Source organism: Mycobacterium sp. SMC-8, assembly GCF_025263565.1.
GTDB lineage: Bacteria > Actinomycetota > Actinomycetes > Mycobacteriales > Mycobacteriaceae > Mycobacterium.
In genome coordinates this window covers 5606980-5617489 of record NZ_CP079865.1, presented here as the reverse complement: position 1 = coordinate 5617489, position 10510 = coordinate 5606980, and the positions used below count along the sequence as shown (strand labels likewise).

The following is a 10510-nucleotide window of genomic DNA, read 5'->3' as shown; positions in this document are numbered from 1 at the left end:
CATGCGGATGACCCGACAGATCTGGCTGCAGGTGATCGCCTTGATCGCCGTATCGGTCGTTGCCTTCACCGTGATGGCACTGCAGTACATGCGCCTTCCGAATCTCGCCTTCGGAATCGGGCACTACGATGTGACGCTCGAACTCCCGGAGGCGGCAGGGCTCTACGAGCGTGCCAATGTCACGTATCTGGGTACCGAGGTCGGAACTGTCAGCCGTGTCGGCCTGACCGAGACCGGAGTGCAGGCTGTTCTGAATCTCAGGTCAGATATTGACGTGCCGGCTGACCTCGATGCCGAGGTGCACAGCGCGTCGGCGGTCGGCGAGCAGTACGTCGAGCTCACACCGCGCGTCGCCGACGGGCCCTTTCTCAAAGAGGGCGACGTGATCGCGCGGGACCGCACATCGACACCACCCGATATCAACGCCTTGCTCGACGCCACCAACACGGGATTGGAGGCGATCCCCGGTGACAACCTGACGACCGTCATCGATGAGGGCTACACCGCTTTTGGCGGTCTCGGGCCCGAGATCTCCCGCTTCGTCAAAGGATCCACCGCGCTGGCCATCGACGCCGATCACAACCTCGGGCATGTGACGAATGTCGTGGACAACGTGGGACCGCTGCTCGACACGCAGACCGATACGGCCGAATCCATCCGCAACTGGGCGTCCAATCTGGCTGACATCACTGGCCAACTTCGCGACAATGATCCCGCGTTACAGAACATCCTGCGCTCTGGCCCGGAGGCCGCCGATCAGGCCCGTCAGTTGCTGGACCGGGTACAGCCGACCTTGCCGGTATTGCTGGCCAACATGGCCAGCATCGCACCGGTTCTCGTCGACTATGCGCCTGCGGTCGAGCAGATTCTGGTGCTTCTGCCGCAGGGTGTGGCCGTCCACCAGGGCACGACGGTGCCCAACCGCGGGACGCGTCAGGACTATCTGGGGGCCTTCCTCAGCTTCAATTTGAACGTCAATGTGCCGCCGCCGTGCACGACCGGATTCTTGCCGGCTCAACAGCGACGCAATCCGGCCGAGGTCGACAGCCCCGACCGGCCGGAGGGATCGATCTACTGCCGAATTCCGCAGGACTCTCCGAATAATGTTCGCGGGGTGCGCAACTACCCGTGCTTGACACGTCCCGGTAAGCGGGCTCCTACCGTCGAGATGTGCGAGAGCGATGAGAAATACGTGCCCCTCAACGACGGCTTCAGCTGGAAAGGGGATCCGAACGCGACCTTGTCGGGTCAGGACATACCTCAGTTGCCCGCTGGCGCCCCGCGCGACGCTGCGCCCGCGGCAGCCCCTGTTCAGCCGCCGGTGCCGGTGACGATTGCGGAGTACGACCCCGCCACCGGTACCTACCTCGGCCCGGACGGCTTGCTGCACACCAGGGCTGACCTCGCCCAGAACGCCCCCACGGACAAGACGTGGCAGGACATGCTGACGCCGCCGGAAAGTTGAGCCACGTGCAAGTTGGATAACAACACTTACCTAGTAAGCTAAGTTAATCAGTAGACGAAGCAACGCGATACGCGTTGCAGATCCGGAGTGAATGAAATGAAACTCGCCGATTCGGACCTGGACAGCTTTCGAGCCGAGCTCCGGAAGTTCATCGACGACAACGCTCCGTCGATACCGCCTCGGGCCGGCGTGCGAAGCGCCGAGAATGAATCCGAACTGCATGAACTGCGCGCTTGGACGCAGAAACTCTACAGCGCCGGATATGCCGGGATCGACTGGCCTCAAGAGTGGGGCGGACGTACCGACCGCGGTCCGTTGCACGCGATCGTGGTCGGCGAAGAACTGGCCCGGGCACAGGTGCCCGGCGTGCAGGGCGGCGGATCACTGGTCGCGCAGGCGCTGATCGCACACGGTACCGTCGAACAGCAGAACAAGTTTCTGCCCGGCATCAGTTCGGGGGAGGACATCTGGTGCCAACTGTTCAGCGAACCGGAGGCCGGTAGCGACCTGGCCTCGTTGCGTACCAAGGCTGTTCGTGACGGTGATCGGTATGTGATCAGTGGACAGAAGGTCTGGACGACCGACGGTCACTGGGCGCGGTACGGCTACCTTCTGGCCCGCACCGATGGCGACGCGCCCAAGCACAAGGGCATCACCGCATTTCTTCTGGACATGTCACTACCGGGTATCGATATCCGGCCGCTGCGTGAGATCACCGGAACATCGGACTTCAACGAGGTGTATCTCGATGACGTGGTGGTGTCCGCCGATGCGGTCCTCGGTTCACCGGGTGAAGGATGGAAGATCGCCAACGCCAGCCTGGCTCATGAGCGGACCAGTGTGAGTGCTGTCGTGGTAAAGCTCCAGGCTGGGGTGCAAGCGCTGGTGGACCTGGCACGCGAGGTCGACGTCGATGGTCGGCCTGCGCTGGAGTCGGGATGGGTTCGTGACCGTATCGGCAAGCTTGCCGCCGATGTCGGCGCGCTGGCCGCGCTGACCCGGGCCAATGTCGATCGTTGGCTCGGCGGTGCCGAACGGCCGCACGACGCAGCCATGGCGAAGCTGATGTTCAGCGAGATCAACGTCGAAATCGCTTCTCTGGCAGTTGATATGTCCGGTGAGCTCGGTGTATTGGTCGATGGCGACCAGGATGTGTTGGCGGCTGGTCGTTGGCAGGACGAATGGCTGTACTCGCGGGCTTTCACCATCGCCGGCGGCACTTCGGAGATCATGCGGACGATGATCGCCGAGCGCGGATTGGCGCTACCCCGGGGCTGATGGAAGTCCCCTGAGCGGCAAATGGGCGCCCCTCCGAGCGGAGGGGCGCCCACGGTGCTTTCTTGGGTCAGCTGGCGGCGGCTGTGGCGGTGGAGTCCATCCGCGGGAAGTTCAGCATGCGCCGAGCGTTCTCCTCCACGATCAGTGAACATTCGTCGTCTGGAACATCGGCAAGCACTTCAGCGGCCCGCTTGCGCGAATTGGGCCAGTTGGAATCCGAGTGTGGGAAGTCGATCTCCAGCGTGATGCGGTCGACACCGACGGTATGCCGGTTCTTCAAGCCGTGCTCGTCATCGATGAAGCAGCCCCAGAAGTGCTGGCGGAATAGGTCGGAGGGTCGACTGTCGAAGTCGATGGGCTGGTAGTAGCGGTGGCGCTCCCATACGAAGTCTGACCGTTCGAGGATATAAGGCACCCAACCGATTCCACCTTCGGCGAGTGAGAACTGCAGATCGGGGAACTGCTGCAACTTACCGGAGAACAGTAGATCCACGGTCGTCCACATGAGGTTGCTGGAGAATAGCGTGATCGCCACTGCGAAAGGGGCATCCGGCAAGGACAGCTCACCGGAACTCACCGCGGCCGGTTGCGAAGAGAACGAGAACCCGGGTACGTAACCGCCGGATCCGAAGTGCAGCGACACCGGCATTTTGGCTTCGGAGCACACCCGCCACAGCCCGTCCCAGTGATCGGAATGGAATGACGGCAGGCCAAGAGGTACCGGGCTGTCGGGGAAACTGATGGTGCGGGCCCCCTTTGCTGCTACTCGCTCCGCCTCGGCTACCGACGCCTCGATGTCCCAAACCGGAAGGATTGCCAGTGGGACGTACCGATCTGGCGCGGTGGCGCACCATTCGTCGATGTAGAAGTCGTTCCAGGCTTTCACGCAATGCAGTGCGAGTTCTTTATCGTTGGCGCGGATGAACATTCCGCCTCCGAAGCCCGGGAAGGACGGGAAGCACAATGCAGCCTGCACGCCGTCCAGATCCATATCGGCAACCCGGGCCTTGGGGTCGTAGCACCCCGGGATCATGTCCTCGTAGCGCACGGGGTCCATGCCCCACTCTTCGCGGGGTTTACCGGCTACGGCGTTCAGGCCGATGGTGGGATAGACCTGACCCTCGTATGTCCACAGATGTTTGCCGTCTTGCTCGATAATGCGGGGGCCGGCTTCCTTGAATTTTTCGGGCAGGCGGTCCTGCCACACCCGCGGATGTTCGACGAGGTGGTCGTCCACCGAAACGATCTGGTGATGGTCTTGTAGCGGCATCGCTCGACTCCTAATTCTGACGGTTCAATCTCGTTTTCTGACGACCGTGTCTCACACAATATAGGCTGGCGTCGAGAGCAGTCCAGCGTTGGGAGGAATGAAATGTCGGAGACCGGAGCAATCAATGAGCGCGAGCGCCTGGACGAGGACGATCACGATCTGCTGACGTTCACCGAAGCGGGTGAGCGTTTGCGTGGCGAGATCGCCACAGCCCAGGCTAGGGTCACAGAACTCGAGGCCGCCGGCGGCGATGAATTGGCGGCAGCTCGGGAGCGCCTTGCCGCGCTGTCGCGCGCGGCCCTGCGTAATCAGGCCGGTGGGATCAACGATGCCAATTTCGAGAAGTTCTTCGGCTACCCCGGAAAAGCGCGCCGGAACATCCCCGGCGGTGGTGGGTTAGGGTCGGCCGATGGGCCGAACTCGTGAGGCCTGCATAGGCAGGTGGGTGTGACAGAACCGGTTCGTACGAGGCGTCCGGGATATGTTCCGGAGAACCATGCCCATGCGGTGGGTCGGAAGGGCCGGGGTACCCGCCAACGCATCTTGCGCCGAGCCAACGACCTCTTCGTGGCGCATGGGTTTCACGGTACGTCGATCGAGGCCATCGCCAAGGCCGCGGGCGGCTCCCGCGCGGTGGTGTACCAGTACTTCGAGGATAAGGCCGACATCCGGTCGGCGCTGATCGAGGCGTGCGATACCGAGCTGCTGCAACACGCGCAACATCTCGGCCCGCTGAGCCCGGACGCAGCCGGGCTCGAGTTGATGGCCGACTGGCTCCAGGAGCTCAGCGAACTCTACGACCGGCACACCGCGGTCTTTCTTGAGTTCCCCGCCATCGGATTCGATCAAGGCATGCCCGCATCACCGGCGGACGCCGTGTCGAAGCGGTATCTAAACACGGTGGCGCGTGCGGTCGGCGCGGCCGACGTTCGCGGTAGCGCGAGCCCGGAGTCGACGGCGCTCGCCTTGTTGCGGATCGTGCACATGGTCAACGTCTACCGATCGCGGGGCATGTTCGAGTTGGATTCCTCGCCGACCGTGAGCCGGTCGCTGGCGGTGGCTATGCAGCTGATGTTGTTCCCGGACACTCCGACCGGAGTCGCCGAGTACCAGTTCGAGATACCCGCAGGCGTACCCCTGTCGAGTCCGGTGCCGACCATCGACCCGAACGCAGCCGAGGTTTCGCCGATTCGGCAGGATGTGCTGTCGGCTGCCTCGACGCTCTTCTCCCAACGAGGCTTCCACGATGTGTCGATGGCGGATATTGCGGTGACCGCTGGGGTGGGCCGAGCGACCGTTTACCGTCATTTCGCCTCCAAGCTGGCACTTTTGGAGGAGCTGAGCGAGTGGGCCACCCTCGAAGGGGTCCGGCTCGCCGACGAACTTCTCGTCCTCGGTGTGGACGGCATCCAGCGCAACACGTTGCTGGGCTGGCTCGGCAGGTACGCGCGATTCCACCGCAACTATGGTGGCGTGATAAGGGCATGGCACGACGGTGACACCGTGCAGATGCTTCCCGACGATCCGACCGGATACGGCCAGAAGCCGTTCCACGATGCCGCAATGGCCGTCGTGGGCCGGGTCCGATTACCCGACGAGTTGTCGAACGAGGTTGCTGCGGCGGTATTCCTGGCGGTGCTCGGTCGCTTGAGCGAAACTGCCATATCGCGCCATCCGAACGTGAGCGATTACGGGATCGCCGAGTTGCTGGTCCAGGTTCTCGAACGTGCGTTGTTCAGCCGAGAGTGGCGGGTAGAGCAAGGGTGAACCGCGCGGGATGGCGCATCACTCCATCAGATCGCGCACCTTGGTCTTTTCCATGCCGCGTAGCAGGTCGGCTCCGGCCTTGAGCATATGTCGACGCCAGTGCGCTTCGGCTTCGTCGCCGTTACGTTCGTCGATCAGATCGGCCAGGTGGGTGTAGGACCGCATCAGCCGGTCGAATGCCCCTGGCGGCAAGACGTTGCGCGCACTGAAGATCGCCGACTGTGTGTGCCGCTCGGTGATCTCGTAGAGCATGCCGGCGATCATGCCGAGGGTCGCGTTTCCGGAGAGTTCGACCATCCGGCGGTGAAACCGTGCTGAGGCGCTCGCCAGCTGGCCGTCTTCCGCTGCCGAGGGCATGGCTTTGATTAAGTTACGCAACTCTTTGCGGGTCCGCTGCGTGGACGATTCCGCGAGATACCGTGCTGCGATGGGCTCGATACCGACCCGCGCTGCCATCACATCGGACAACGTGGCGCCCGACAGCTCGAGTACCAGCGCCGCGGGCCGGGCCACGATTTCTGGACCTGGAACGCACACCCGTGCACCGGTTCGCGACCCGCGCCGTATCTCCACCAGGCGTTCCGACTCCAGCACGCGGATGGCTTCCCGCAAGGTGGGCCTGCTGACCTGAAAGTGCTCCATCAGGTCCGACTCGTACGGCAGATAATCGCCGTCCTTGAGCTGGCCTTCGACGATCATGCGACGAAGCGCACGAGCCACGATCTCGGATGCCTTCGGCGGGCGTACACCGCCCTGTACCGCGACGGGGATGGGAATGGCGGGCAGCGACGCCTGGCGCACCAAGTCGAGAGCCTCCTCCGGTTTTTGGCATCTTCTGAAACACAGTAAACCATGTAAACCATGGCGAATGGTGTCAGCACTGAATTGCTCGCGGCTTTACCTCACAACGTCTGGCCGAACGCGATGGCAGAAGAGTCGTATGTGGCACGCCGGCGGCGTCCGACGAGGAAACTCGGGGTGGCCAGGAATGCGGTTTCGGGAAGCCTCTTGCGGGCCCGTGCCATTTCCGCGGCCTGAGTCGAACTGCCGCAGATGGCGATCGACCACAGCATCTCGTCGCTGACATGGTCAGCGATCGTCTCCGGCCGCCCCGAACGGAACGCCGTTCGGATCGCCGCAACCTCGTCTTGCCAGCCGTGCAGCTCGACCAGCGTGTCATAGGTACGAACGGTGAGATAGAACGCGATCTGCTGACGCGCGTCTCGAATGGCCCGCGCCGGATCGTTGTCATCGATCGCGGTGATGACCCATCCCCACCGCTGCAGCGCTGCGGGGTCCCGTCCCGCCGTCGTGGCGCCGTGGGCCAGTTCCGGGTCAACGACCTCGGCCCACCATCGATCGGTGAAGATGCCGTGGCCGAGGACCCCGTCGGCAGTTCGTCCGGCGGTGCGCAGCATGACTTTGTTGAACGCTCCGATGAGAATGGGCACATCGAGTCGGCCGTGCACCGGGGCCATGATGTCTGCCTTGATTTTGTAGAACTCGCCGTCGAACCGGATTGAATCGCCATTCTCGGCGTTCAGAAACTCCCGGATCGCCGCCACGAGTTCGCCCATCCGCGCCGCCGGCCGGCTCGCATCCACCCCGAACCAGTCCCGGTTCATCCGTGCAGTTCCCGACCCGAGGCCGAGGAATACCCGGTTGGGGGCGATGCGATGCAGATGGCGAACGGCTGAGGCATGCACAAAGGGCGAACGTGCAAAGGCATATGCGATACCGGGGCCGATCATTGCCGAAGCCGCGGACGTCGCCATCTCGGTACTCGTGACGTAGGCGTTCTGGTCGCTGAACTCACCTGCGCAGAAGGCTGATGCGCCCGCCGACTCGGCAACGGTCGCTGTGGACGCGCCCGGCCAGGGTAAACCCCACTTCATCGCCTACCACCTTTCCTAATTTGCCAACATAGAGTACCTAGTAATCTATGTTTGACTCAAGCTAGCAGTTCGCCGTCGTTGGCGACAGGGCGATGGCGGCCGGCCCGAGGGTGTGCCCGAGAAGTGATCTGTTCCATCAGGGTCGCCAGAGTTAACCTAGTTACCGATGTTTGTGTGGTGCCATAGCGAAGCGGTGCCTTGACCATCTGAAGGGGTGTGGCATGAGGGTTGGACTCGAACGGGGCAAGTGTGTCGGTCATGCGCAATGCAGCGCGGTTTCGCCGGACCTGTTCCCGCTTGATGACTACGGGTACTCGACGCTGGAGGACCATGACGTCGTCCCCGGTGATGAAGCTGCGATCCGCGAGGGTGTCGACGCCTGCCCGGAGCGTGCATTGTTCATCATCGACGAACCCCACTGAGGTGCTTGCAAAAGCCATGTAAACCCGTAAGACTGGCTGACCAAGTAAACGAAGTTAACTATGTAGGTGGTGTGGACGTGAATGATAGCCGGCATGATTGGCAGCCTCGGTTGAAAGAACTGCTGTCCGATTTCGCGGGCGTCCGCCGAGAGCGTATGAGCATGGCCAAGTCCGACGGCGTGAAGATCGACCGGTTCGCGCTGGCGCGCGAGTGGCAGGCTTTATTGGTCGACAACGGCCTTGCAGCGCCAGGTTGGCCCAAATCGGCTGGTGGTATGGACCTTTCGGTTGAAGACCAGCTTGAGTACTACCGGATGAATGCAGCGGCTGGCGCGCCGCCGCATCCGTGCCCGCTGTCGTTCATTCTTGCGCCGACGCTGATCAAGCACGGCACACCGGAACAGCGCGATCGCTACCTCCAGCCACTGCTCAGAGCCGACGAACTCTGGTGCCAGGGGTTCTCCGAGCCTGGTGCCGGCAGCGACCTGGCGTCGTTGTCGACGCGCGCGATTCGCGATGGGGACACCTATCTGGTCAACGGGCAGAAAGTCTGGACTTCGATGGCGGACCGCGCGGACTGGATGTTCACTCTGGTCCGGACGGGCAGTCCGGGGCGGGGCGCCGAAGGTATCAGCTATCTGTTGATAAAGATGGACAGCCCAGGTATCACGGTCCGGCCGCTGCGCGACATCAGCGGTGCGGTTCACTTCGCCGAGGTGTTCCTCGATGACGTGCGGGTCCCGGTCGAGAATCTGGTGGGCGACGAGGGTGCGGGCTGGTCCATCATGCGAACCTCGCTCGGGCATGAGCGCGCGACAGCCTTTCTGGCTGATGAGTTCAAGTATCGACGCACTGTCGACCAGGTCCTGGGGCTTGTGGTGAGCCAGTCGAAGGACACGGATCCCTTGGTGCGGCAGCAGGTGGCAAAGCTGGAATCCGACGTGCGCACCATCGCGGCCAACAGTGCACGTGCGCTGGCAGCGCTACTCCGCGGCGAAGACCCTGGCGGTGTGGCGTCGGTGAACCGACTGTTCAAGTCCGAGTTCGAGCAGCGTCTACACCGCCTTGCGTTGCGCGTGCTGGGGTCGCATGCGGCGCTGGGGAGCCGTGCACCATCGGCAATCGACGGTGGCCGCTGGACTTTCGGCTACTTGATGAGCCGGGCCACGACCATCGGTGCCGGCACCGCGGAGATTCAGCGGAACACCATTGCCGAGTCTGTTCTGGGGCTGCCGTCGCACCGCGCAGAAGGTACCCGGACCGCGCCGATCCGGCCCGGCTCACCGCTGGCGATGGCTGATCCTGGTGAGCAGGAGATGCGTGAGGTGCTTTCCTCCGCACTGCATTCCACGGTCGACATTGCGGCAGTGCTGGACCCGGCACGGCCTTTCGACACGACCGATCGCAAGGTGTGGGACGTCCTGGTCGACTTCGGCCTGCCCGGGCTGGCCATTGCGGAGTCGGACGGCGGCGCAGGGGCGGGAATGAAGTTGTTGTGTGTCGCACTCGAAGAAGCGGGGCGATCCTTAGCATCCACGCCGCTGGTGCCGACGGTCACAGCCCTGCATCTTGCGCAGCTAGTAGGCGCCAAGGAAGTCGTCGATCGGATCGTGAGTGGCCACACGGCGGCATTCGCCGTCCCTGCTGACGATACGGGCTGGCTCACTTCAGGTTTGGAACTGCCGGTATGGGACGGTGGACGTCTCACTGGTGTAGTCCCCGTGGTTCCGGGCGCGCCGGTGGCGCAGGTGCTGTTGGTCCTTGCGCGGGCCGCGGTGACAGGCGAACCGATGCTCGTGCTCGTCGAACCTGGCGCCGATGGGTTGCGGGTGGATCCCCAGCAACCTCTCGACCTGACGTCCACTGTCGCGACTCTGACGGCCTCCGACGTCGTCTCGACGTGTGTGGCGTCCGGGGACACGCTCGTGCTTGGTCTCGCCACCGCTGCCAGGATCGGTGCGCTAGCAGTCGCCGCCGATGCGGTCGGCGTGACGGCCCGAGCGCTGCAACTGGCGGTGGAGTGGGCCGGCGACCGCGAACAGTTCGGTCGGCCGATCGGCAGCTTCCAGGCGATCTCGCACAAGTGCGCGGACATGCTGGTCGGGTTGGAGAGCGCCCGAAGCTTGGTGATGGCTGCGGCAGACCTGCCGCTTGACGACGAAACCTCGCAACTTGCTGTCGATCTGGCGGCTGCTGCGGCGATCGATACCGCCGTGCGGGCCGCCGAAGAGGCACTACAAATCCATGGCGGCATCGGATTCACCTGGGAGCACCTGATCCATCTCGCGCTGCGGCGCGCGTTGAGCGCCGTGGCAATGGTGGGGCAGCCGGATTCTGTCCGTGACCGAGCCGCTGCCCACATACTGGCGCCGCTACAAGAGAAGCGGCTTGAGCAGTCGCTGGCGCGCTAAAC

Annotated in this window: 9 protein-coding genes; 6 read left to right on the top strand and 3 right to left on the bottom strand. The window is 63.3% G+C overall.

The genetic code is table 11. The annotated features are described in order from the left end of the window. Window position 1: 1 nt before the first annotated feature. Both KXD97_RS27040 and KXD97_RS27035 read left to right on the top strand, forming a co-directional pair. A complete protein-coding gene (locus KXD97_RS27040) occupies window positions 2-1465 on the top strand; it encodes an MCE family protein (protein ID WP_260753898.1) in 1464 nt (487 codons plus the stop codon). Window positions 1466-1561: 96 nt separating this feature from the next. Further along, window positions 1562-2743 carry an acyl-CoA dehydrogenase family protein gene (locus tag KXD97_RS27035; RefSeq protein WP_260753897.1) on the top strand — a complete coding sequence of 394 codons (1182 nt, stop codon included), beginning with the start codon at window positions 1562-1564 and terminating at the stop codon, window positions 2741-2743. Between the two features lie 67 nt (window positions 2744-2810). Here the strand turns inward: KXD97_RS27035 and KXD97_RS27030 are convergent, their stop codons facing one another. Next, complete coding sequence (locus KXD97_RS27030) at window positions 2811-4013, bottom strand: amidohydrolase family protein (protein WP_260753894.1); 1203 nt, start codon at window positions 4011-4013, stop codon at window positions 2811-2813. A gap of 102 nt (window positions 4014-4115) precedes the next feature. Between KXD97_RS27030 and KXD97_RS27025 the strand changes: the two genes are divergently transcribed. Both KXD97_RS27025 and KXD97_RS27020 read left to right on the top strand, forming a co-directional pair. Then, on the top strand, window positions 4116-4439 hold the full coding sequence (locus KXD97_RS27025) for an acyl-CoA synthetase (RefSeq protein ID WP_260753891.1): 324 nt from the start codon (window positions 4116-4118) through the stop codon (window positions 4437-4439). A gap of 15 nt (window positions 4440-4454) precedes the next feature. Continuing rightward, complete coding sequence (locus KXD97_RS27020; RefSeq protein WP_396884576.1) at window positions 4455-5780, top strand: TetR/AcrR family transcriptional regulator; 1326 nt, start codon at window positions 4455-4457, stop codon at window positions 5778-5780. A gap of 18 nt (window positions 5781-5798) precedes the next feature. Here the strand turns inward: KXD97_RS27020 and KXD97_RS27015 are convergent, their stop codons facing one another. Both KXD97_RS27015 and KXD97_RS27010 read right to left on the bottom strand, forming a co-directional pair. Continuing rightward, window positions 5799-6584 carry a FadR/GntR family transcriptional regulator gene (locus KXD97_RS27015; RefSeq protein WP_396884575.1) on the bottom strand — a complete coding sequence of 262 codons (786 nt, stop codon included), beginning with the start codon at window positions 6582-6584 and terminating at the stop codon, window positions 5799-5801. A 98-nt stretch (window positions 6585-6682) separates the two neighbouring features. Continuing rightward, on the bottom strand, window positions 6683-7675 hold the full coding sequence (locus KXD97_RS27010) for an LLM class flavin-dependent oxidoreductase (RefSeq protein ID WP_260753885.1): 993 nt from the start codon (window positions 7673-7675) through the stop codon (window positions 6683-6685). A gap of 221 nt (window positions 7676-7896) precedes the next feature. Here KXD97_RS27010 and KXD97_RS27005 point away from each other — a divergent pair, with 221 nt between their 5' ends. Further along, window positions 7897-8097: a ferredoxin gene (locus KXD97_RS27005; RefSeq protein ID WP_260753883.1), complete on the top strand. Its 201-nt coding sequence runs from the start codon at window positions 7897-7899 to the stop codon at window positions 8095-8097. A gap of 155 nt (window positions 8098-8252) precedes the next feature. Continuing rightward, entirely contained in the window at window positions 8253-10508 is a 2256-nt protein-coding gene (locus tag KXD97_RS27000; protein ID WP_260758170.1) for an acyl-CoA dehydrogenase family protein, read from the top strand. The last annotated feature ends 2 nt before the right edge of the window (window positions 10509-10510 follow it).

Excerpts from the sequence above, each read along its gene's own strand:
- KXD97_RS27040 (WP_260753898.1), top strand. The coding sequence starts at position 2 with ATGCGGATGACCCGACAGATCTGGCTGCAGGTGATCGCCTTGATCGCC.
- KXD97_RS27030 (WP_260753894.1), bottom strand. The coding sequence starts at position 4,013 with ATGCCGCTACAAGACCATCACCAGATCGTTTCGGTGGACGACCACCTC.
- KXD97_RS27025 (WP_260753891.1), top strand. The coding sequence starts at position 4,116 with ATGTCGGAGACCGGAGCAATCAATGAGCGCGAGCGCCTGGACGAGGAC.
- KXD97_RS27005 (WP_260753883.1), top strand. The coding sequence starts at position 7,897 with ATGAGGGTTGGACTCGAACGGGGCAAGTGTGTCGGTCATGCGCAATGC.
- KXD97_RS27010 (WP_260753885.1), bottom strand. The coding sequence starts at position 7,675 with ATGAAGTGGGGTTTACCCTGGCCGGGCGCGTCCACAGCGACCGTTGCC.
- KXD97_RS27000 (WP_260758170.1), top strand. The coding sequence starts at position 8,253 with ATGAGCATGGCCAAGTCCGACGGCGTGAAGATCGACCGGTTCGCGCTG.
- KXD97_RS27035 (WP_260753897.1), top strand. The coding sequence starts at position 1,562 with ATGAAACTCGCCGATTCGGACCTGGACAGCTTTCGAGCCGAGCTCCGG.